Source organism: Streptomyces sp. NPDC043876, from assembly GCF_056435825.1.
In genome coordinates this window covers 80648-102925 of sequence record NZ_JBWKDV010000008.1, presented here as the reverse complement: position 1 = coordinate 102925, position 22278 = coordinate 80648, and the positions used below count along the sequence as shown (strand labels likewise).

The following is a 22278-nucleotide window of genomic DNA, read 5'->3' as shown; positions in this document are numbered from 1 at the left end:
AGCTTCGGCCGCGCACCACGGCCACGCCCCACCTCCCCCGACTACTTCGCTTTCGCAGGAGCAACCCCATGGCTGAAGTCCTCGTCTACGTCGACCACGTGGACGGCGCCGTCCGCAAGCCCACCCTCGAACTGCTGACGCTGGCCCGTCGCATCGGCGAGCCCGTCGCCGTCGCGCTGGGTGCCGGCGCCGCCGCCACCGCCGCCGTGCTCGCCGAGCACGGCGCGGTCAAGGTCCTCACCGCCGACGCCCCCGAGTTCACCGAGTACCTCGTCGTACCGAAGGTGGACGCGCTCCAGGCCGCGTACGACGCCGTGTCGCCCGCCGCCGTGCTCGTCCCCTCCTCCGCCGAGGGCAAGGAGATCGCGGCCCGCCTGGCCGTCCGCATCGGCTCCGGCATCATCACGGACGCCGTCGACCTGGAGGCGGGTGACGAGGGCCCGGTCGCGACGCAGGCCGCCTTCGCCGCGTCGTTCACCACCAAGTCCCGCGTCTCCAAGGGCACGCCGGTCATCACCGTCAAGCCGAACTCGGCTCCGGTCGAGGCCGCCCCGGCCGCGGGCACCGTCGAGGAGCTCGCCGTCACCTTCAGCGCGCTGGCCACCGGCACCAAGGTCGTCTCCCGCACCCCGCGCGAGTCGACCGGCCGCCCGGAGCTGACCGAGGCCGCGATCGTGGTCTCCGGCGGCCGCGGCGTCAACGGCGCCGAGAACTTCCACATCATCGAGTCGCTCGCCGACTCGCTCGGTGCGGCCGTCGGCGCCTCCCGCGCCGCCGTGGACGCCGGCTGGTACCCGCACTCCAACCAGGTCGGCCAGACCGGCAAGTCGGTCTCCCCGCAGCTGTACATCGCCTCGGGCATCTCGGGCGCGATCCAGCACCGGGCCGGCATGCAGACCTCGAAGACCATCGTGGCCATCAACAAGGACTCCGAGGCCCCGATCTTCGACCTGGTCGACTACGGCGTCGTCGGCGACCTCTTCGCCGTCGTCCCGCAGCTGACCGACGAGATCAAGGCCCGCAAGGGCTGAGCCGCCGGTCTCCGCTCCGCTGACCGGAGCTGACCTGCGCAGACGTGCTGCCCCGGGGCCGCGTGGTGACTCTCGCCACGCGGCCCCGTGCTGTTTCGGGCAACCATTGACGGAGCGGAATGCGCTGACTAAATTCTGCTATGCGGATCAATGCTTCCGTGTAGCGGAAAAGAGGAGAGTGCACGATGGGTCAGCAGGAGAAGGTGGCGACCAGCCTCGCAGGCGCGGTCAGCGAGGGCATCAGCGCCTCCCTCGCCCCGGTGGACGCGGAACTCGCGCGCCACTACCCGGGCGACCCCGGCACCCGCCAGCCCATCCACACCGTCTACGTCCCGGGCGACGTCTTCGCCGCGGACACCATCCGCTCCTGGGGCGACCAGGCCCTCGCCGCGCTCGACGAGCACGCGCCGGACGCGACGACCTTCGCGAAGGTACTGGGCATCAGCGACGAACTGGCGGTACCGGTATACGACCGGGTGCGCGCCAAGCTCGCCGCCGAGCCCGTCGAGGACCTCCGCGTCGACTTCGAGGACGGCTTCGGCGTCCGCTCCGACGAGGAGGAGGACCAAGCCGCGGCCCGCGCCGCCCGCCTCGTCTCGGAAGCCTTCTCCAACGGCACGAACGCGCCGTACATGGGCATCCGCATGAAGTGCATGGAGTCCAATGTCCGCGACCGCGGCATCCGCACCACCGACATCTTCCTCTCCGGCCTGCTGGAGCACGGCGGCCTGCCCGACGGACTCGTCCTGACCCTGCCCAAGGTGACCTACGCCGAGCAGGTCAGCGCCTTCGTCAAGCTGCTGGAGGCCTTCGAGACCGCGCGCGGCCTGCGCCCCGGCCGGATCGGCTTCGAGATCCAGATCGAGACCAGCCAGTCCATCGTCGCCTCCGACGGCACCGCCACCGTCGCCCGGATGATCGAGGCCGCCCAGGGCCGCGCCACCGGCCTGCACTACGGCACCTTCGACTACAGCGCCTGCGTCGGCGTCTCGGCCGCCTACCAGTCCAGCGACCACCCCGCCGCCGACCACGCCAAGGCGATCATGCAGGTCGCCGCCGCCGGGACCGGCGTACGCGTCTCGGACGGCTCGACCAACGTCCTGCCGATCGGCAGCACCCAGCACGTCCACGAGGCCTGGAAGCTGCACTACGGCCTCACCCGCCGCGCCCTGGCCCGCGCCTACTACCAGGGCTGGGACATGCACCCGGCGCACCTGCCGACCCGTTACGCGGCCGTCTTCACCTTCTACCGCGAGGGCCTGAAAGCCGCCGCCGCGCGGCTGAAGGCGTACGTCGCCAAGATCGAGGGCGACGTGATGGACGAGCCCGCCACCGCCAAGGCCCTGGCCGGCTACCTGGTCCGCGGCCTCGACTGCGGCGCGGTCGGCGCCGAGGAGGTCACCGCCCTGACCGGGCTGTCCCGCGCCGAACTGGACGCCTTCGCGATCCCGCGCCGCTCGGCGACCCTGCACGCCTGAGCCGTGTACGGCGGGGCCCGGCCGGATGCGCTCCGGCCGGGCCCCGCGCGTTCACCCGCCGCCGACGATCCAGCGGCGCAGGGTGCCGTCACCGCCCGCCGTGGCCGGCAGGCTCCCGTCGGGGGAGAAGGCAAGGCCGCTGACGGCGCCGGTGTGGCCGGTGAGCGGAGCCGCCGCCGGCAGGCCCGTGCGCGGGGACCAGAGCCGGACCGTTCGACCGCGACCCGGACAGCCCGCGCCATGCGCGGCGCCAGCGCTCAACTCCGCGGCGGAGTGCGGCGGTACCGGCACCTCCATGACGGCGCCCGACCGCGGGCACCTGCACACCGCCTTCGACCTCGTGACCGCCGTCCTGATCGGCTGCTCCGTGGGCGTACGTACGGCGCGGGCTCATCCGGTGACGGGGAAGCCGGCGGCGTCGGGGCGGATCTCGCCGGAGCCGCGGGGGATCAGGCGGGTCGGGAGTTCGATCCGGGCGGGCGGCAGTTCCGCGCCGGCCAGGCGCTGGAAGAGGCGTTCGGTCGCGACCCGGCCGAGGGCCGCCGGGTCCTGGGCCACCACGGTGACGGCCGGGCGGAGCAGGTCGGCCAGTTCGAAGTCGTCGAAGCCCACCAGCGCCACCGGCGGCGCTCCCCGCGCGGCCACCGAGGCGAGGACCCGGACCAGGGTCACCGTCACCCGGTTGTTGCCCGCGAAGACGGCGGTGACCGGACCGGGTCCCGTCAGCATGGCCGTTGCGGCCGCCGTGACCCGCTCCGGGGCGGTCGGGCCGAGGGACTCCCAGCCGGCGTCCACCGCGAGCCCCGCCGCCGTCATGGCCGCCCGGTAGCCGCGCAGTCGCTCGGTCGCCGTGTGGATGTGCGGATGGTCGCCGATGAAGCCGATCCGGCGGTGGCCGTGCGCGATCAGGTGGGCCACCCCGTCACGGGCGCCGCCGAAGCTGTCGGAGAGCACGACGTCCGCGTCGATCCGGCCCGCCGGGCGGTCCACGAACACCGTCGCGACCCCGGCCCGCATCTCCGGCTCCAGGTAGCGGTGGTCGTCCCCGGCCGGAATGACGATCAGCCCGTCCACCCGGCGCGCGCACAGGGCGAGCGCCAACTCCCGCTCCCGCTCAGGGTCCTCGGCGCTGGAACCGTTGACGAGCAGGGCGCCGTGGGCGCGCGCGACCTCCTCCACGGCCCGGTTCAGCGGCCCGTAGAAGGGGTCGGCGAGGTCCTCCAGGACCAGCCCGACCGTCGCCGTACGGCCCTTGCGGAGCACGCGTGCGCTGTCGTTGCGCCGGAACCCGAGTTCCTCGATGGCGTCGTGGACCCGCTTCTCGGTGTCGGGGGTTACCCCGGGCTCGTCGTTGACGACCCGGGACACGGTCTTCAGGCCGACCCCCGCCCGGGCCGCCACGTCCTTCATCGTCGGCCGCCGGCCGTAGCGGGACTCGGGCGAACGGCGGGAATGCGGCACGGTGGGGAACCTCCGGTGGTGGTGGGCGCGGCGGTCACGCGTCCGGGCGCGACGCGCTGACCTCGAGGATAAGCACCTCGGCCGATAACCGGGTTTCCGCGACGGGCCGGGGCGGGCAAGCCACTGGGGGTTCGGACGAGCCGAGGGCGCATCGGGAAGAGGGGTAATCGTGATTGTCTGGATCAACGGCACTTTCGGGGCCGGGAAGACCAGCACCGCCCGTGAACTGACCGGGCTCCTGCCGGACGCCACCCTGTACGACCCCGAGACCGTCGGCGACGCCCTCCGGCTCCTGCTGCCGCGCGAGCGGCTCGACGAGGTGTCCGACTACCAGGACCTGCCCAGCTGGCGGCGCCTGGTCGTGGACACGGCCGCCGCGCTGCTCGCGGAGGTGGGCGGCGTGCTGGTGGTGCCCATGACCCTGCTGCGGCAGGAGTACCGGGACGAGATCTTCGGCGCCCTCGCCGCGCGCCGGATTGCGGTCCGGCATGTGCTGCTGACCCCCGAGGAAACGATCCTGCGGCAGCGGATCGCCGGCCGGAACGAGGCCCGCGCGTGGTCCTACGCCCACTTGGAGCCCTACCGGCGGGCGCTCGGCTGGCTCACCGCCGACGCGCACGTCATCGACAACGGCGCCCTGACGCCCCGGGAGACCGCGCACCGCATCGCCGAGGCGCTGCGCTCCGACGAACTCGCCCTCTGTGACATCGTGCAGACCCCCGAGCCCACCGCCGAGACCGTCGCCGCCGGGGTGCTGCTCTTCGACGAGCACGACCGGGTGCTCCTGGTGGATCCGACGTACAAGCCCGGCTGGGAGTTCCCCGGCGGGGTCGTCGAAGCGGGCGAGGCACCGGCCCGGGCGGGGGTGCGGGAGGTCGCCGAGGAACTGGGCGTCGTCCTCGCGCAGCCGCCGGGGCTGCTGGTCGTCGACTGGGAACCGCCCTGCTCCCCGGCCTACGGCGGGCTGCGGCTGATCTTCGACGGGGGCCGGCTGTCCCCACAGGCGGCGGCGGAGGTCCGGCTGCCCGGGCCCGAACTGCGGGCCTGGCGCTTCGTCACCGAGGAGGAAGCCGCCGGACTGCTCCCGCGGCACCGGTTCGAACGGCTGCGCTGGGCCCTGCGGGCGCGGGAAAGGGCGACCGTGCTCAACCTGGAAGCGGGGGTCCCGGTCGGCGCGCCCTGAAGCCCGGGCCGCGCGGTGACCAGCGCGGCCCGAACCGCGCCTGCCCGCACCCCCCGCGCTCAGGCGGAAGCCCGCTGCGCGGCCGTCCTCAGGGCGGCCGCGGCGCCCTCGGTGACCGGGTCGCCGTGTCCGAAGCAGGCCACGGACGGGGCCAGGGACGCCAGCCGCCGGAAGGAATCCAGGGCGCGGCCGCGGTCCACGTTGAACACCCCGAGCATCACCTGGCCCACCGCCGCCACCGCGTCCCCCGTGAACAGCACGCCGTGGCGCGGGAGATGGACGCCGATGCTGCCGTCGGTGTGCCCGGGCGCGTGCACGACGTACGCCCCGTCCCCGAAGCCCAGCGCGTCGCCGTCCTCCACCTCCCGGTCCACCCGGGTCGGCGGGGCCTCGGGAAGGGTGAGCCCGCGCTCGTACAACGGCATCTCCCAGTCCAGGAGCACCGGTTCGGGGACGGGCGCATCGCCGCGGATCACCGGCGCGTCGAGCCGGTGCGCCACCACGGCAGCGCCCCAGCGTTCGGCCAGTTCGCCCGCGCCGCCGACGTGGTCGCGGTGGCAGTGGGCCAGGACGATCCGCTCCAGCCGCTCGGGACGCAGCCCGAGGGAGCGGACCGCCTCCTCGATCCCGGCGGCGGCGCCGGCCGGCCCGGAGTCGACCAGGGTCAACGCCTCCCCGTCGCGCCACAGGTACGCCTGGCCGATGGGGTAGCGGAGCATGTACAGCCGCTGCGGTACGACCTCCACGAGGTCGGGTGTGGCGAAGGTGTTCACGGAGCGAACGTACGCTCCACCGCGCCCGCACCGCGGGGGACTTCACTCGCAGCGGACTCCGCCCAGAGCGCACTGCGCCCTGGGCGGACAGCCGGAGGGACCGGACCGGCGTCTCAGCCGCGCTTGGACTCCGCGTAGTTCACCAGGAAGAGCGCCTCGGCGACCGAGAGCCGCTCCAACTCCTCCGGGGACACGCTCTCGTTGACCGCGTGGATCTGCGCCTCCGGCTCGCTCAGCCCGATCAGCAGCATCTCGGCCTCGGGGTAGAGGGAGGTCAGCGTGTTGCACAGCGGAATCGATCCGCCCATGCCGCTGATCTGCATCTCCTGCCCGGGGTACGCCGCTTCCATGGCCGCGCGCATCGAGGTGTAGGCCGGGCTGTCGGTGTTCGCCTGGAACGGCTGGCCCTGGCCCACGACCTCGAGGGCGAGGCGCGCCTGCCACGGGGTGTGCGCCACCAGGTGCGCTTCCAGGAGCTTGATGGCCTCGGTGACGTCCACGCCCGGCGGGACCCGCAGGCTGACGAGGGCGCCCGCGGAGGCGTGCACGGACGGCGTGGCGCCGACCACCGGCGGGCAGTCGATGCCGAGGACCGTCACGGCCGGTCGGGCCCACAGCCGGTCAGCGACCGTGCCGTTGCCGATCAGCTCCACTCCGTCGAGCACCCGCGCGTCGGCGCGGAAGTCCGCCTCCGGGTACTGAAGCCCCTCCCACACGGCGTCCGAGGCGAGCCCGTCCACGGTGGTCGAGCCGTCGGCCGCCCGCAGCGAGTCCAGTACCCGGATCAGCGCGGCGAGCGCGTCCGGGGCGACGCCGCCGAACATCCCGGAGTGCAGGTTGCCCCCCAGGGTGTCCACCTTCACCTTGAGCAGCGTCATGCCGCGCAGGGTCGCCGTCACCGTCGGCAGGCCCAGGCGGAAGTTGCCCGCGTCACCGATGACGATCGTGTCGGCGGTCAGCAGTTCGGGGTGCGCCTCGGCGTACTGCTGGAGGCCGCCGGTGCCCTGCTCCTCCGAGCCCTCGACGATCACCTTCACGCTGACCGGCACCCCGCCGTTGGCCTTGAGCGCGCGCAGCGCCAGCAGGTGCATGATGAACCCGCCCTTGCAGTCGGCCGCGCCGCGCCCGTACCAGCGGCCGTCGCGCTCGGTCAGCTCGAAGGCGGGGGAGATCCAGGCGGCGTCGTCGAGCGGCGGCTGGACGTCGTAGTGCGCGTAGAGCAGGACGGTCGGCGCGCCCGCGGGGCCGGGCAGGAAGCCGTACACCGACTGCGTGCCGTCCGGAGTGTCGAGCAGGGCCACGTCCTGGAAGCCCTCGGCGCGCAGCGCGTCGGCCACCCAGTTGGCCGCGGCCTCGCTCTCGCTCCGGGGGAACTGGGCCCAGTCCGCGACCGACTGGAAGGCCACCAGCTCGGACAGCTCCTGCTTGGCGCGGGGCATCAGCGAGGCGACGGTCTCGGCGATCGGATCGATCGGCATGGGCACGCTCCTTTTGGGTGCGACGTCGTTGTGCGTGTGAGGGCGGAAACGGGGGCATACGGTGTGCGTGCGTACGCCGGGTTACGGCGTATGACGGTCCGATCCTCCCACAGCGGGGTGAGCCGGACCCGCGCCGTAGGATTTCCCCGGCATCGGGACACCGGGACCGTCGGGACCATCGGGACCAACGCGTGATCAGGAGCAGCAGCACATCGTGAGCAGCGACGACGTACACGGCGCGGACAACGCGGACGACGCGGGTAGCGCGGACGAGGCGGGTACCGCGGACCGCGCGGGCACCGCGGGCGGCACGGACAAGGCCGGCGACGCGGGGCAGGACGCGCGGGAGCCGGGCGAAGCGGCGGAAGCGACCGCCGAGGTGCCCGGGGAGCCGGAAGGGGCGGACGAGGTCTGGGACGTGATCGTCGTCGGCGCCGGACCGGCCGGTGCCTCGGCCGCGCACGCCGCCGCCGGTGCGGGCCGCCGGGTGCTGCTGCTGGAGAAGGCCGAACTGCCGCGGTACAAGACCTGCGGCGGCGGGATCATCGGGCCCTCGCGGGACGCGCTGCCGCCGGGCTTCGCGCTGCCGTTCAAGGACCGCATCCACGCGGTCACCTTCTCCCTCAATGGCAAGCTGACGCGCACCCGCCGTTCCAAGAACATGCTGTTCGGACTCGTCAACCGCGCCGAGTTCGACGCCGGGCTGGTCGCCGAGGCCGAGAAGGCGGGCGCGACCGTCCGCACCGGCACGGCCGTCTCGCGCGTCGAGCAGCACGGCCCGGCGGTGCCCGACCGGCGCACCGTCGCCGTGGTGCTGTCGGACGGCGAAGTCGTCCTGGGCCGCGCCGTGATCGGCGCGGACGGCAGCGCGAGCCGGATCGGCGCCCATGTCGGGGTCGAAATGGACCAGGTCGACCTGGGCCTGGAAGCGGAGATCCCGGTCCCGCCCGCCGTGGCCGAGGACTGGAAGGGGCGGGTCCTGATCGACTGGGGCCCCCTGCCCGGCAGTTACGGCTGGGTCTTCCCCAAGGACGACGTCCTCACCGTCGGCGTGATCTCGACGAAGGGCGAGGGGGCGGCGACCAAGCGCTATCTGGAGGACTTCATCGCGCGGCTAGGCCTGGCCGGTTTCGAGCCCTCCGTCTCCTCCGGGCACCTCACCCGCTGCCGCACGGCCCAGTCGCCGCTCTCGCGCGGCCGGGTCCTGGTCGCGGGTGACGCGGCCGGACTGCTGGAGCCGTGGACCCGGGAGGGCATCTCCTTCGCCCTGCGCTCGGGGCGGCTCGCGGGGGAGTGGGCCGTGAAGATCTCCGAGGCGCCGGACGCGGTGGACGCGCGGCGCCAGGCCCTCAACTACGCCTTCGCCGTCAAGGCCGGGCTCGGCGTAGAGATGGGGGTCGGCCGGCGGATGCTGGGCGTCTTCGTGACCCGGCCGGGCATCCTGCACGCCGCGCTCATCGGCTTCGGTCCCGCGTGGCGGGCCTTCGCCCGGATCACCCAGGGTGCGACGAACCTGGCCGACCTGGTGCGTACGTACCCCCTGGCCCGCAAGGCGCTGCACGCGATGGACCGCAGGGAGGGCCGGGCGCAGGCAGAGGCATCGCACGCCCGGGCGCAGACGCAGGCAGTGAAGCAGGCACCGGCGCAGACGCAGACGCAGACGCAGGGCCAGGAAGAGGCGTAGGCGCCGGAGGGCGGCGGAGGCGGATCAGTCCGAGACCGTCAGGCGGAAGACCGGGTGGTCGGCGGCGGCCGCGCGCAGTTCCTCCTCGGAGGAGCGCGCGGTCACGCCGCGGAAGAACCGGTTGACCTCCCAGCCCCACTTCACGAGGTAGCCGCGCAGGACGACGGCCTTCTCGGCCGGGTCGGTCAGCTCGACCGCGGTGAAGGTGCGGACCCGGCGGCCCACGCGGAGTTCGCCGCCGCCGGCGGCCCGCATATTGCGCACCCACTGGGAGTGGCCGCGGGCGGAGACCAGGTACTGGGCGCCGTCGACGGTGTACGGGTTCACCGGGATGCGCCGCATATCGCCGGACGTACGGCCGCGGACGGACAGCTCCGCGGTGCCCGCGAGACTGATGCCCAGCCGGGCCAGCCTGCCGAACAGGGCGTTGAACCGGGTCTCGAAGGCGCTGGCCTTCAGGTAGTAGGGGGCGGGCGTGCTCATGGCGGCCTCCGGTGGTCTGGCTGGTCGGTTGGTTGGTCGAGATTGGCTGGCTGGCTGGCTGGCTGGCTGGCTTGTGCCGGGATGGGTGCTCCCCTCCCTTTCGAGAGCGCCGCTCTCGCTTGAGATCAGTGTGCACGTATCGCCGCACCAAAGCAAGAGCGGTGCTCTCGAATGAGAGCGGCGGTCGCGTTTGTGGGCGCCGCTCACCTCCATGCCACACTGATCCCCATGAGCACCGTGCGTGGGGCCCGGGAGCGGGCCCGTACCGAGATCACCGCCGCCATCAAGGACGAGGCGCGCCGCCAACTGGCCGCCGAGGGAGCCGCCAAGCTCTCCTTGCGAGCCGTCGCCCGCGAGGTGGGCATGGTCTCCTCCGCCCTGTACCGCTACTTCCCCAGCCGCGACGACCTGCTCACCGCGCTCATCGTGGATGCCTATGACAGCCTCGGCGCAGCCGCCGAGGGGGCGCACGCCCGTACCGTCGCCGCTCCGCCCCGCGAGCGCTGGCTCTCGGTCTGCCGGGCGGTGCGCGCCTGGGCCCTCGCGCACCCGCACGAGTACGCGCTGATCTACGGATCGCCGGTCCCCGGCTACGCCGCCCCCGACTCCACCGTCGCTCCCGCCTCCCGGGTCGGCAACGTCCTCATCTCGATCGTCCGCGCCGCCTGCGAGGGCCCCGGCCTCGCCCTGCCTCCCCTCGCGCCGGTGCTGCGCGCGGAGGCGGAGCGGATGGCCGAGGACTTCGCCCCCGGGCTGCCGCCCGAGGCCGCGCCCGCCCTGGTCGCGGCCTGGGCGCAGCTGGTGGGGCTGATCTCGTTTGAACTGTTCGGCCAGTTCCACCGGGTGGTCGAGGAGCGCGAGACGTTCTTCGAGCACGCGGCGGGACGACTCGCCCACGAGGTGGGCCTTCCGGTCCCGCCCGGCAAGTGACCTGCGACCGGGGGCACGGGGCAGGAGCACCGCAGGGGCGCCGCCCCGGTGAAGATCACATGACAAGGTGACAAGTCGCTTGTCTGTTCCTCACATCAAGCGAACCGATTCTGCCGCCCCCGCTCGGCGGCGCGTCTAGTCTTCCTCGCGTCGGTGCCCAGTCGCCCAGACGCCTGCCGGAGGAAGAAACGCCATGGCCACGACTCGCGCATCGAGGTCCCTCTACGCCGTCCTGATGGTCGTCGCCCTCGCCGCTCCCGCGCCGGCGATCTGCTCGGCCGCGGCGGGCCCGGGGCAGGGCTCCGGGGCCGCCGCGAAGGCGGGTCCGCGGGCGTCCGGCCCCGTCCCTGCTCCGGCCCCCGGCCCGAACGAGCCGGTCCGGCCCCGGTTACCCGGGGTGCGCGGCCTGGACGTCGCGGTGCCGGCGTACGTGTGGGCGGACGACCCGATGCTGGACGAGCTGGCGGCCACCGGCCCGGCCGCGTCCGTCGTCGTCCTCAACCCCGGCAACGGCGACGCACCCTTCGACGCTCCCTGGCAGGCCCGGGCCGATGTGCTGAGGGGCGGCACCACTGCCGACGGAGAGCGCACCAAAGTCCTCGGCTACGTCCACACCGACCACGGCAACCGGCCCCCGGCCGAGGTCAGGGCCTCCGTGGACCACTACCTCAGGACCCCCGACGGCCGGCTCCATGTGGACGGCATCTTCTTCGACGTCGTCAGCCGTGACTGCGGCCCGGCCAACGCGACCCGCGACCTCTACGCCGACTACCACCGCTACGTCCAGGACGCGATGCGGGCGGTCGACCCCACCGTCCCCGACCTGGTGGTCGACAACCCCGGCACGGCCATCGCCGACTGCTACCTCGAACCCGGACACCGCACCGCAGACGTCTTCGTGACCTTCGAGGACACCTACGCCGCCTACACCGGAGGCGGCTGGCTCGGGGGCAACGTCTTCAACGAGGGGACCGGCTACCGGGCGGGCGCCGAACTCGACCCGAGCGGCACCGCCTTCTGGCACCTGGTCCACGACGTCCCGGACGCCCCCGCGATGCACGCCACCCTCCGGACGGCCTTCACCCGCGGCGCGGGCTACGCCTACGCGACCAGCACGGACATGCCCAACCCCTGGAACGCCCCGCCGGACTGGAAGTTCCGCCCCCAGACCACGTACGCGAGCACCCTCGGCTGACCTCCGACCCCGGGCCGCCCCCGACTCCGCCCCGCCCCGCGAGCGAGACCTGTCGGTGGCTCAGATCCCCGCCGTTTCCCGCCACAGCCGCGCCAGTGACGCGTCGCCGCTGACGCCGGGACCGTCCAGCGGGGTGCGGTTCCACAGGGCCGTGTACAGCCACGCCGCCTCACCCGTCACCTCGCAGTCCGCCGGACCGGCGTCCCCCCGGACCGTACGGACGGGCTCGCCCGACAGGTGTACGGTCCAGGCCTCGCCCGTGTCGGAGGTGCGCAGCCGCAGCACCCGCGGCTCCGGGGTGCGCACCCGGCTGCGCGGTCGCGCGTGGAACCCGGTGAGCACCTCGTCCACCCCGTCGGCCGCGAACGCCGGATCCACCGGAGTGAAAGCCGTGCCCAGCGCGCCCTCCGCGTCCATCCGGTGCACCGCCGTCTCATGGGCCTGGCGGCGCGCCCAGAATGCCAGCGGGGAGGGCGGCTCCGTCGGCAGGAAGGTCCAGCACTGCACGTCCGCCGGGGCGTCGGTCAGCGTCCGTATCAGTGCCGCGTGCCCCTCGCGGAACCAGCTCACCAGCGGCGCGCCGGTCAGCTCGGGGGCTTCGGGGAACGGCACGGGCTCGGGCAGGGCGCCCGCGACGAACCCCGCCGCCCAGCGGTGGACCGCCCCCGTGTGCCGCAGCAGGTCGGCCACCCGCCACTCGGGACAGGACGGCACCGGGGCGTCCGGGCCCGCCTGTTCGGCCGCGTCGGCGAGCAGCCGGCCGTCCCGGTCCAGCGTCTTCACGTGCTCGATGATCTCCATGGGGCGAGTGTGCCAGCGGGCACTGACAATGGGGAGATGGAGCGGTCACTCCCCCCTTCGCGACCCACGCCCGAACTCTTCCCGCGCGAGCGGACCGAGATCGCGCCCGGCGCGGTCCACGTGCCCGACTGGCTCGGCATCGACCGCCAGCTCGCCCTGCTGGCCGCCTGCCGCGAGTGGGCGCGCCCGCCCGCCGGTCTGCGCACGGTCCGGACCCCCGGCGGCGGCGCGATGACCGCCCGCCAGGTCTGCCTCGGGCTGCACTGGTACCCGTACGGCTACGCCCGCACCGTCGTAGACGGCGACGGGGCGCCGGTGAAGCCGATGCCCGCCTGGCTCGCGGAGCTGGGCCGGGAGGCCGCGGCCGTGGCGGCGGTGGAGCCCGTACCGCCGGGCGGAGCGCCGGCGTACGACATCGCCCTGATCAACTTCTACGACGCCGGCGCCCGCATGGGCATGCACCGCGACGCCGAGGAGCGCTCCCCGGCCCCCGTGGTCTCGCTGAGCCTGGGCGACAGCTGCGTCTTCCGCTTCGGCAACACCGTCTCGCGCGGCCGCCCGTACCAGGACGTGGAACTGCGCAGCGGCGACCTGGTCGTGTTCGGCGGTCCCGCCCGCAGGGCCTTCCACTCGGTGCCCAGGGTCCTGCCGGGCACGGCTCCGCCCGCGCTGGGCCTGACCGGGCGGCTGAACATCACCCTGCGCGTCGGCGGGCTCGGCTGAAGGGCGGCGTCCGCGGCCTGCCGCTCATGCGAGGATCGCTGTCATGAACGGCAACACGGCCCCGCGGCGGGTGGGGGATGTGACCACCGGCCCGCTCCCGGACCCGACCACCGACGCCACCCGGGCCGCGGCCCCGGGCACGAGGACGGCCACGGGCAGGGGCACGAGCGCGGACGCCGACATGAGCCCGGACGCGCGGACGGACGCGGCCACCGGCCCGGCCACCGAGCCGGGTACGACGTCCGCCCGCACCAAGCTGGAGCGGGGCCGCGGCGCGCTCGGCCCGGCGCTGGAGCTGGTGCACACCGGGCGGGCCCCGACCCGGGCGGTCCTCACGGCCGAGCTGGGCGTGACCCGCGCCACCGCCGGAGCCGTTGCCGCCGAGCTGGAGGCCCTCGGCCTGATCCGCGTCGATTCCCGCCCCGGTGGGGCCGGCGGCACCCAGGGCCGCCCTTCGCACCGGCTGTCGGTGGACGAGAACGGGCCCGTCGTCCTGGCCGCGCAGGTCCACCCGGACGGCTTCCGCGCCGCGCTGGTCGGCCTCGGCGGCCGCATCGTGGCCACCGCCCCCGGGCAGGTGAAGGTCTCCGCCGACCCGGCCCAGGTGCTCGGCGCGGTCGTCGAGGCGGGCGCCGCGCTGCTCGCGAGCAGCGGTCGCCGGTGCGTCGGCGCGGGTCTCGCCGTGCCGTCGGCGGTCGCGGAGCCGGAGGGAACGGCGCTCAACCCGCTGCACCTGGCCTGGCCCGCCGGTTCGCCGGTGCGCTCGATCTTCGCGCGGTGCGTCCGGGCGGCGGGGATCGAGGGCCCGGCCCTGACCGGCAACGACATCAACCTCGCCGCGCTCGCCGAGCACCGCCACGGCGCCGGGCGCAGCGCACAGCACCTGCTCTGCGTGGCCACCGGCCACCGCGGGGTCGGCGGCGCGCTGGTCCTCGACGGGCGCCTGCACAGCGGGAGTTCGGGCCTGGCCCTGGAAGTCGGCCATCTCACGGTGAACCCGGAGGGCCGCGCCTGCCACTGCGGCAGCCGCGGCTGCCTGGACGTGGAAGCGGACCCGCTGGCCTTCCTGACGGCGGCCGGCCGCGTCCCGGGGCCGGCGGTCTCGCTCCTCCAGCAGGCCCGTGACCTGCTGCGCGCGGAGTACGCCGACCCCTCGGTACGGGCGGCGGCGGAGGAACTCATCGACCGGCTCGGGCTGGGGCTGGCCGGGCTCGTGAACATCCTGAACCCGGACCGGATCATCCTGGGCGGGCTCCACCGAGAGCTGCTCCAGGCCGACCCGGACCGGCTGCGCGCGGTGGTCGCGGACCGCAGCCTCTGGGGCCGCAGCGGCGGCGTGCCGATCCTGCCGTGCACCCTGGACCACAACAGCCTGGTCGGCGCCGCGGAGCTGGCGTGGCAGCCGGTCCTGGACGACCCGCTCGGCGCCCTGGGGGCGGCGGCCTGATCCCGGCGCACCGCGCCCGGTCCCGCTGCCGGGCGACCGGCGCGAGGGCCGGCCACGGTCAACCCGGTACGGCGCCCAGCGCACCCACCCGCGCGGGTTCGGCCACCGGCACCCCCTGGTCCACCGCGGCCGCCACCGGCTGCGCGAGCGGCTCGGCGGTGACCGGCGGCGCCGTCGGCCGCCGGAGCGGCACGGGACGGATCCGTACGGGACGCGCGGGCGCGGCGGGGGCGGGGGCCGCCCGGAGCGAGAACCAGACGACCTTTCCCGCGCTGTCCGGCTGCGGCCGGGCGCCCCAGGACTCGCTGACCGCCGCTATCAGGGCGAGACCGCGCCCGCAGGTCTCCAGCGGGTCCGCGTCCCGGCTGACGGGCAGCCTCGGATCGTTGTCGTGGACCGAGACGGTGAGCCTGCCGAGGCGCAGCTCGATCTCGACCCGGCAGGCCTTGTCCGGCTCGGCGTGGCGGTGGACGTTGCTGAGCAGTTCCGTCACGCCGAGCGCGGCCCGGTCTATGAGCGGGTCGAGCTGCCAGTGGCGCAATTGTGCCGAAATGATGCGGCGGACCTGGCCGATCCGCGGTGGCAGGGCCTGCAGTGCGACGACGCAGTGCCTGCGTGGATGACTTATCACGGCTGCGACTCCCCGACATGAGTGTTACGGGTGCTGCACCCTCTGTGACGCCCCACCAGAGTCACCCACCGTCCGCCCCCGTGCAACCGAAAGCAACCAAAAGGAAAGCGCATGGAACCCCAAAGTGACTGTTTGTGCAGGTGAGGGGGGTACATTGCGAAAGCAGGGGGAGCGCGGAAGCAGTACGCACGAAGGAGCACGGCGCATGAGCACCACCGGTACCACGGCCACCACCGTTGACATCGACCGCAGCGACGCCGCCTGCCGGGCCTGGCTGAAAGAAGCCGTCCGCAAGGTCCAGGCCGATGCCAACCGCTCCGCCGACACGCACCTGCTGCGCTTCCCGCTCCCGGAGGAGTGGGGGATCGACCTCTACCTCAAGGACGAGTCGACCCACCCCACCGGCTCGCTCAAGCACCGCCTCGCCCGGTCGCTGTTCCTGTACGCCCTCTGCAACGGCTGGATCCGCCCCGGACGTCCGGTGATCGAGGCCTCCTCCGGCTCCACCGCCGTCTCCGAGGCGTACTTCGCCAAGCTGATCGGGGTCCCGTTCATCGCCGTCATGCCGCGCACGACCAGCCCGGAGAAGTGCCGGCTGATCGAATTCCACGGCGGGACCTGCCACTTCGTGGACGACCCGATGAAGATGTACGAGGAGTCGGCGGCGCTGGCGGCGCAGACCGGCGGCCACTACATGGACCAGTTCACCTACGCCGAGCGCGCCACCGACTGGCGGGGCAACAACAACATCGCGGAATCGATTTACCAGCAGCTGCGCCTGGAGCGGTACCCCGAGCCCACCTGGATCGTCGCCACCGCCGGTACCGGCGGCACCTCCGCGACCATCGCCCGCTACGTGCGCTACATGCAGCACGACACCCGCGTCTGCGTGCCGGACCCGGAGAACTCCTGCTTCTTCGACGGCTGGACGCACCACGACCCGGACGCGAGCAGCGACTGCGGCTCGCGCATCGAGGGCATCGGCCGCCCGCGCATGGAGCCGAGCTTCGTGCCCGGCGCGATCGACCGGATGATGAAGGTGCCGGACGCCGCGAGCGTCGCGGCCTGCCGTGCGCTGGAACGGGCCATCGGCCGCAAGGCGGGCGGCTCGACGGGCACCGGCCTGTGGAGCGCGCTGAAGATCATCGCCGAGATGGTGGCCGACGGCCGCAGGGGCAGCGTCGTCACCCTGCTGTGCGATCCGGGCGAGCGCTACCTGGACAAGTACTACTCGGACGACTGGGTCGCCGCCCAGGGCATGGACCTCGCCCCCTACGCGAAGACCATCGAGACCCTGCTGGACTCGGGCGCCTGGCACGAACCCGCCGCCTGAGCCCGGCACCGCGGGCGTGCGGGCCGCCGGGCGGCTACCGGGCCGCCGCCAGCCGGCCGTCCAGGGTGCGGACCGCCGTGCGGAACGAGTGCCCCAGCCCCGGCCGGGCGGCCGCCAGACCCAGCCGGAAGGGCGCCGAGCCGTCCGCCGCGAAGGTCCACCGGACCCGGGTGCCGGAGCCGGAGGCGCTCAGCAGCCACTCCTCCAGCAGGGCCCGCACACCGGGGACGTTGGTCCGGTCCACCCGGTAGGCGTAGCGGCGTCCTGCGTCGGCGGCCATGACCGTCTCCTGGAAGCGCACACCGCCGACGAGTCCGATCTCCCGCCCCGCGCCGCCGTGCGTCGGCCGGGCGAGGGTGACCGCCCTGAACCAGGACGGCCAGCCCGTCACCTCCTCGGCCAGCGCCCGGTACACCGCGTCCGGCGAAGCGGCCGCCTCGGCCGTGTACACGAGGCGTATCGGGGCGGTGTCGGTGAAGTCCAGCCCCACGGGGCGCAGTCGGCGAGCCATGACGCAACTCCTGTGGCGGGTGAGGGGGAAGGGCGAGGGGCGGGCGGCCGCCGGTGCGCGACACCCTAACCGTCCGGCCGTCAGTTGTCTGCGTCAGCCCTCCGGGTGCTGGGCAGCCGGTCCCGCGCGCGGGATGCTGGACCGGGGCCGCAGCCGCCCCGAGAGTGGAGGCCACCGTGCCGGACATCCCCACGTCCCGTCCCCGCCCCGCCGCCCCTTCGCCGGCCTCCGGACACGCGCCGGGTACGGCCGCGAAACCGCTCGCCCTCGAACTGCTGGTCCACGGAGTCGCGGGCGCCGCCCCCGGGGAACTCCTCGGCGACCCCCGCACCGTCCGCGTCACCGGCGACTCCACCGCCGCCGTCTTCCGGCGCACCGAGGACGCCGACGCGGAGGCCCACCCCGAGCGCTACACCGGCCGCCCGGTGCCCGAGGTCTACTGCTGGTCCCGGCTCACCTCCGGGAACGGCGCCCGGGCGCTGTGGCTGCTGCTCCTGCCCTTCATGGTGGCCAACCTCGCCCACTGGGCGCGGCCGCCCGCGCCCGCCGGAGCCGCCCGCGCGGTGCGCGCGTACGGCCTCCTCGTCCGGACCGTCGCGCTGAGCCTCACCGTCCTGCTGATCGCCGCCGCCTGCGAGGTCTCCCTCGACCTGTTCGCCTGGCAGTGCGCGGGCTCGGCGCGCTGCGCCGCCTCCCGTTCCTGGCTCGCGGTCCTCTCGCCCGAGCGCGGCGGCTGGTGGTCGCAGCCGGGACGGCGCCTCGCCCTGGGCGCGCTGGTCCCGGCGGGGCTGACCTGGCTGCTCTGGTACCTCTCGAACCGCACGTGGAGCGCGTACGAGTCCCAGCCGCCGCCCCCGGCCGCACCCGAGCCCGACGAGGCCGAGGACGGCGTGGAGGGCGGCGCCCCCGCGCTCGGCCGGCCCGGATTCTGGTACGGGCGACGGCTGGTGGCCCGGCTGCGCGCCGCCCACACCGCCGCCGGACTGCTCACCGTCGCGGCGGCCGTGCTGGTCCCGACCCTGCGCTACGACGCCCAGGCGGCCGGAGCCGCGCTGCCCGCCGCGGCGGGGCGGGCCGCACAGGCGCTCCTCGTGACCGGGGGCGCCGTCGTGCTCTGGGTGGTGTGCCGGCGCGGGCGCACCGAGCACCGCGCCGACCACCGCCCCGACCGCGCGGTGGTCGCCGTACTCCCGGGCTGCGCGCTGGCCCTGCTGGCCGCCGTGCTCTGCTACGCCTGCTGGTCCCGGCCGGGCTGGACCTCCACCGGCCGCCTCCCCGGGGACGCCGTCTTCGGGGCGCTCGCGCTGGCCCAGGGCGGCTGCGTGCTGGCCCTCGCCGCCGTGGCCGCGCACCTGCACCGCGGGGGCACGGGGGGCGCGTTGCGCGGGCTCGGCGGCCCCGCCGTGGCGATGCTCGGCTGCGCGCTCGGCGGGGTGCTGTCCGGCGGGGTCGCGCAGCGCGTGGGCGACTGGCTGGCGGACACCGGCGCTCCGGGACCGGGGAGCGCTGCGGCGGGAAGCACCGCCCTGGGGGCGGTGGGGCGTACGGCGCCGGGCGCCGGCGAGGTGGCCGGGCCGCCCGTGCTGCTGTCCTGGCAGGCCGCCGTCCTGCCGCCGCTGCTCCTCGTACTCCTCTTGGCCGCCTGCTGGTTCGGGGCGCGCGGCGCCCGCGCCCGGCGCGCGATGGCCGCCACCGTCGCCGCCGAGTACCCGGGAGCGGTGCCCGACCGGGCGCGCAGCCGCCGGATCGCGGGCGCCCGGGCCGCGGCGGCCCTGACCGACTCGGCCCCCTGGTTCGTCGGCGCGGTCTCCACCGTCACGCTGCTCCTCGGCGCGGGCGCGGTGGCCGGCGCCTGGCTCAGCGGCCGGGACCCGGGCGACGCCGCCCGGCACGGCCCGCCCCTCCTGGAGGCCGCCGCCCGCGGCGCCCAGGACGCCGGGTCCTGGCTGGTCGGCTTCGGCTTCGTCCTCTTCGTCACCCTGGGCCGCCGCGCCTACAAGGACCCCTCCGCCCGCCGGACCATCGGGATCCTCTGGGACGTGGGCACCTTCTGGCCGCGCGCGGCGCACCCCTTCGCCCCGCCCTGCTACGCCGAGCGCGCCGTCCCCGACCTGACCTGGCGGATGACCACCTGGACCGACCGGACCGGCGGCCGCCTGGTCATCTCCGGTCACTCCCAGGGCAGTGTGCTCGCGGCCGCCGCCGTCTGGCAGCTGCCGCCGCAGGTCCGGAGCCGGGTCGCGCTGCTGACCTACGGGTCACCGCTGGCCAGGCTCTACGGCCGCTGGTTCCCCGCCTACTTCGGGCCCGGTCCGCTCACCGCGCTGCACCGCGAGGTGGAGTGCTGGCGCAACCTCTGGCGCGCCACCGATCCGATCGGCGGTCCGGTCCTGGTGGAGGACGTGGACCGCGGGCCGCTGGCCGACCCGGTCGCGTACGGACGTACCGCCCGGCACCCCTTGCCCGCGCCCGTCCTCGGCCACTGCGACTACCAGGCCGATCCCGCCTTCGCCGCCGAACGCGCCGCGCTGCTGGCCCGCCTCGTCCTCGGCTCCGGCCCGGCGGGGGAGGGCGGGCCCGGCCGTGCGGTCAGCAGGGAGCCGGCAGCAGCGGAAGGTCCGCCGCGAACAGCAGGGTGAGGTCGTCGGTCGTGGGCTCGGCCAGCTGGGCCACCCGGCCGGCGTGCCGCTCGACCATGGACTCGAAGGTCTGGCGGGCGGTGCGGCCGTTGCCGAAGGCGGGACCCTTCGGCAGCTGGGTGAAGTACGCGAGCAGTGCCTCGGTCGTGCCCTCGCCCAGGCGGTACTCGTGCTCCTCCGCCTGCTGTTCGACGATCCGCAGCAGCTCCTCGGGCCCGTAGTCCCCGAAGGTGATGGTCCGGGAGAAGCGCGACGCCACCCCGGGGTTGACGGTGAGGAACCGGTCCATCTCCGCCGTGTACCCGGCGACGATGACCACCACCGCCTCCCGGTGGTCCTCCATCAGCTTCACCAGGGTGTCGATCGCCTCGCGCCCGAAGTCACGGCCCGAGTCCTCCGGAGCCAGCGCGTACGCCTCGTCGATGAACAGGACCCCGCCCCGGGCCCGGTCGAAGGCCTCCTGGGTCCGGATCGCCGTGGACCCGATGTGCTCGCCGACCAGGTCGACCCGGGACACCTCCACCAGGTGGCCCCGCTCCAGCACCCCGAGCGAGGCCAGGATCTCCCCGTACAGCCGCGCCACGGTGGTCTTGCCGGTCCCGGGGGAACCGGTGAAGACCAGGTGGCGGCGGACGGAGGCGGCCTTCAGGCCCGCCCGCTGACGGCGGCGGCCCACCTCGATCATGTCCGTCAGGGCGCGGACCTCGCGCTTGACGCTCTCCAGGCCCACGAGGGCGTCGAGCTGCCCCAGCACCTCGCCCGAGCCGCGGGCCGCGCTGCCGGGCGCCCCCTCCGCGTCCCCGGCGCGCTGCCCCGGAACCACCGCCTCCGACCGGGCCGGGCCACCGCCCGGGGCCTGCGCCGCGTCGGCGGCCGCCCGAGCCGTCGCGGGTACGCCGCCCCGTGCTCCTGCGCCGGTGCCCGCCGCGGGGCCCGCGCCCGCCGCGGACGCCGTCCCCAGCACCCCGGCGCGCACCGCCGCCTCGTCGCTCGTGCAGTCCTCGGAGAGCGGGCCCTCCTCGGCGAACTCGTAGCCCCCGCGCGCGCACCGCTCGGTGTGGCAGCGGGTCAGGGAGGTCCGGCAGCCGTCGATGACGTGGAAACCGAAGCCGGTGCTGCCGCTCACCCGGCAGGCGTGGAAGGTGCCCCGGCCGCCCGCCGACACGTAGAACCCGGCCTCGGCGGCGGAACTGACGGTGCACCGCTCCAGCGTTGGGTCCGCGCCCTTGGTGACGATCACGCCGGTCTGCACCGCGTCGATGGTGCAGTTAGCCAGCGTGCCGCCGCTCCCGTGGTCGCGGAACCAGGCCCCGGTGGCCGCCTCCCGGATCCGGCAGTCGTCGAGCTGCGCGGTGGCGCCGTCGCTGACGGACACGGCGGTGTTGCGCACCTGGGACAGGTCGCTGTCGACCACGTCCACGCGCGAACCCCGGTCCAGCACGAAGAGGGCGTCCGGCACGTCGTGGACGCGGCAGGAGTCGAGTGAGGCGGCGGCTCCGTCGCTGACCCACACCGCCGGATAGTCGCCCGTACTGTCGTGGATCTCGCAGGATTCGGCGTCCACCCGGGTGCCCGGGTCCCACACCGACAGGCCGTTGCGGCCGAACCGGCGCACGGTGGTGCGGCTGAGGGTCAGCACCGAACGGGAGCGCAGGTCCACGGCGTTCTCGGGAATGTCGTGGATGTCGCAGCCCGCCAACGCCAGCACGGCGTCCGTGTCCAGGGTGACCCCGTCCGCGGAAGTACGGTGCACCGAGCAGTCGGTGAGCCGGGCCGTGGCCCGGGCGGCGATCTGCACGCCGGTGCCCTTGATCTCGTAGACCTCGCAGCCCAGCGCGTCCAGGCCCGAGCCCTCGCCGGTCACGCCGATGCCGGCGCCGGTGCTGTGGTGGATCCGGCAGCGCTCCAGGCGGGGATGGCCGCCGCCGCGCACCGAGACACCGGTCTGCCCGGCGGACACCACCTCGCACTCCTCGAACACCCCGCCGCCGCCGTCGATGACGGAGATGCCGACTCCCGTCGGGTTCTCGACGGTGCACCGGCGCACCACGGGCCGGGCGCCGCCGCGCACTTCGATGCCGGCCGCCGACCGGGTGCTCACCCGCAGGTCGGTGAGTTCGGGGGAGCCGTCCTCGACGAGCAGCGCGGGAGCCGCCCGGTCCTGGCCCTCCAGGTGGAGGTCCTGGACGATCGCGGAGGCCCGCACGGTCAGCGCCACCCCGTCGGGCGGGGCGATGCGCACCGAACCCGGGCCGCCGCCCTCGGATCCGCGCAGGGTGACGGCGTGGTGCAGCACCAGGTTCTCGCGATAGGTGCCGGGGGAGATGGACAGGACGTCCCCGTCGCCCGCGGCGGCGAGCGCCGCGGTCAGCGTCGGATACTCACCGGAGCGGCGCCGCCATCGCGAAGGCCCGCCGTGCGTCACCTGGACCGTGCCCTGTGCCATCGTGCTGCCGTGCCCCCACCCTCGTGCTCGTGACCCTCGTGCGCGCCGAAG

General features: G+C 74.7%; 19 protein-coding genes. 10 read left to right on the top strand and 9 right to left on the bottom strand.

What is annotated here, in order from left to right; all coding sequences use genetic code 11:
- Positions 1-68 precede the first annotated feature (68 nt).
- Positions 69-1031, top strand: a complete 963-nt coding sequence (locus AC0693_RS24600; RefSeq protein ID WP_478802892.1) for an electron transfer flavoprotein subunit alpha/FixB family protein — start codon at positions 69-71, stop codon at positions 1029-1031.
- A gap of 185 nt (positions 1032-1216) precedes the next feature.
- Complete coding sequence (locus AC0693_RS24595; protein ID WP_478802891.1) at positions 1217-2509, top strand: DUF6986 family protein; 1293 nt, start codon at positions 1217-1219, stop codon at positions 2507-2509.
- A gap of 51 nt (positions 2510-2560) precedes the next feature.
- Here the strand turns inward: AC0693_RS24595 and AC0693_RS24590 are convergent, their stop codons facing one another.
- Together AC0693_RS24590 and AC0693_RS24585 are read right to left on the bottom strand one after the other, a co-directional pair.
- On the bottom strand, positions 2561-2806 hold the full coding sequence (locus AC0693_RS24590) for a WD40 repeat domain-containing protein (RefSeq protein WP_469331655.1): 246 nt from the start codon (positions 2804-2806) through the stop codon (positions 2561-2563).
- A 93-nt stretch (positions 2807-2899) separates the two neighbouring features.
- Positions 2900-3919 (bottom strand): LacI family DNA-binding transcriptional regulator, encoded by a 1020-nt coding sequence (locus AC0693_RS24585; RefSeq protein ID WP_469331897.1) that lies wholly within the window; start codon positions 3917-3919, stop codon positions 2900-2902.
- Between the two features lie 220 nt (positions 3920-4139).
- Here AC0693_RS24585 and AC0693_RS24580 point away from each other — a divergent pair, with 220 nt between their 5' ends.
- Positions 4140-5153, top strand: a complete 1014-nt coding sequence (locus AC0693_RS24580; RefSeq protein WP_468463828.1) for an NUDIX hydrolase — start codon at positions 4140-4142, stop codon at positions 5151-5153.
- Between the two features lie 59 nt (positions 5154-5212).
- Here AC0693_RS24580 and AC0693_RS24575 read toward each other — a convergent pair whose 3' ends face one another.
- Both AC0693_RS24575 and AC0693_RS24570 read right to left on the bottom strand, forming a co-directional pair.
- Positions 5213-5872 (bottom strand): MBL fold metallo-hydrolase, encoded by a 660-nt coding sequence (locus AC0693_RS24575; protein WP_478803037.1) that lies wholly within the window; start codon positions 5870-5872, stop codon positions 5213-5215.
- 167 nt (positions 5873-6039) lie between these two features.
- Positions 6040-7404: a M20/M25/M40 family metallo-hydrolase gene (locus tag AC0693_RS24570; RefSeq protein WP_478740177.1), complete on the bottom strand. Its 1365-nt coding sequence runs from the start codon at positions 7402-7404 to the stop codon at positions 6040-6042.
- A 379-nt stretch (positions 7405-7783) separates the two neighbouring features.
- On the opposite strand from AC0693_RS24570, the gene AC0693_RS24565 reads away from it, so the two are divergent.
- Positions 7784-9088: a geranylgeranyl reductase family protein gene (locus tag AC0693_RS24565; protein WP_478803036.1), complete on the top strand. Its 1305-nt coding sequence runs from the start codon at positions 7784-7786 to the stop codon at positions 9086-9088.
- Positions 9089-9112: 24 nt separating this feature from the next.
- Here the strand turns inward: AC0693_RS24565 and AC0693_RS24560 are convergent, their stop codons facing one another.
- Complete coding sequence (locus AC0693_RS24560; RefSeq protein ID WP_469316207.1) at positions 9113-9571, bottom strand: nitroreductase family deazaflavin-dependent oxidoreductase; 459 nt, start codon at positions 9569-9571, stop codon at positions 9113-9115.
- A 228-nt stretch (positions 9572-9799) separates the two neighbouring features.
- On the opposite strand from AC0693_RS24560, the gene AC0693_RS24555 reads away from it, so the two are divergent.
- Positions 9800-10501, top strand: coding sequence for a TetR/AcrR family transcriptional regulator (locus tag AC0693_RS24555; protein WP_478802890.1), 702 nt, complete (start codon positions 9800-9802; stop codon positions 10499-10501).
- Positions 10502-10694: 193 nt separating this feature from the next.
- Positions 10695-11696: a spherulation-specific family 4 protein gene (locus AC0693_RS24550; RefSeq protein WP_478802889.1), complete on the top strand. Its 1002-nt coding sequence runs from the start codon at positions 10695-10697 to the stop codon at positions 11694-11696.
- A gap of 60 nt (positions 11697-11756) precedes the next feature.
- On the opposite strand, the gene AC0693_RS24545 is transcribed toward AC0693_RS24550, so the two are convergent.
- Positions 11757-12497 (bottom strand): maleylpyruvate isomerase family mycothiol-dependent enzyme, encoded by a 741-nt coding sequence (locus tag AC0693_RS24545; RefSeq protein WP_478802888.1) that lies wholly within the window; start codon positions 12495-12497, stop codon positions 11757-11759.
- A gap of 36 nt (positions 12498-12533) precedes the next feature.
- Between AC0693_RS24545 and AC0693_RS24540 the strand changes: the two genes are divergently transcribed.
- A complete protein-coding gene (locus tag AC0693_RS24540) occupies positions 12534-13220 on the top strand; it encodes an alpha-ketoglutarate-dependent dioxygenase AlkB family protein (protein WP_478802887.1) in 687 nt (228 codons plus the stop codon).
- Positions 13221-13401: 181 nt separating this feature from the next.
- Positions 13402-14667, top strand: a complete 1266-nt coding sequence (locus AC0693_RS24535) for an ROK family protein (RefSeq protein WP_356412781.1) — start codon at positions 13402-13404, stop codon at positions 14665-14667.
- Positions 14668-14725: 58 nt separating this feature from the next.
- Here AC0693_RS24535 and AC0693_RS24530 read toward each other — a convergent pair whose 3' ends face one another.
- A complete protein-coding gene (locus tag AC0693_RS24530) occupies positions 14726-15298 on the bottom strand; it encodes an ATP-binding protein (protein WP_468463815.1) in 573 nt (190 codons plus the stop codon).
- 205 nt (positions 15299-15503) lie between these two features.
- On the opposite strand from AC0693_RS24530, the gene cds1 reads away from it, so the two are divergent.
- A complete protein-coding gene (gene cds1 / locus AC0693_RS24525) occupies positions 15504-16631 on the top strand; it encodes an L-cysteine desulfhydrase Cds1 (protein ID WP_468463813.1) in 1128 nt (375 codons plus the stop codon).
- Positions 16632-16665: 34 nt separating this feature from the next.
- Here cds1 and AC0693_RS24520 read toward each other — a convergent pair whose 3' ends face one another.
- Positions 16666-17142: an SRPBCC family protein gene (locus AC0693_RS24520; protein ID WP_356412747.1), complete on the bottom strand. Its 477-nt coding sequence runs from the start codon at positions 17140-17142 to the stop codon at positions 16666-16668.
- A 185-nt stretch (positions 17143-17327) separates the two neighbouring features.
- Here AC0693_RS24520 and AC0693_RS24515 point away from each other — a divergent pair, with 185 nt between their 5' ends.
- Positions 17328-19781 carry a hypothetical protein gene (locus AC0693_RS24515; protein WP_478803035.1) on the top strand — a complete coding sequence of 818 codons (2454 nt, stop codon included), beginning with the start codon at positions 17328-17330 and terminating at the stop codon, positions 19779-19781.
- On the opposite strand, the gene AC0693_RS24510 is transcribed toward AC0693_RS24515, so the two are convergent.
- Positions 19732-22227 (bottom strand): right-handed parallel beta-helix repeat-containing protein, encoded by a 2496-nt coding sequence (locus AC0693_RS24510; RefSeq protein WP_478802886.1) that lies wholly within the window; start codon positions 22225-22227, stop codon positions 19732-19734. The two genes, AC0693_RS24515 and AC0693_RS24510, sit on opposite strands and share 50 nt — an antisense overlap.
- Positions 22228-22278: the final 51 nt, after the last annotated feature.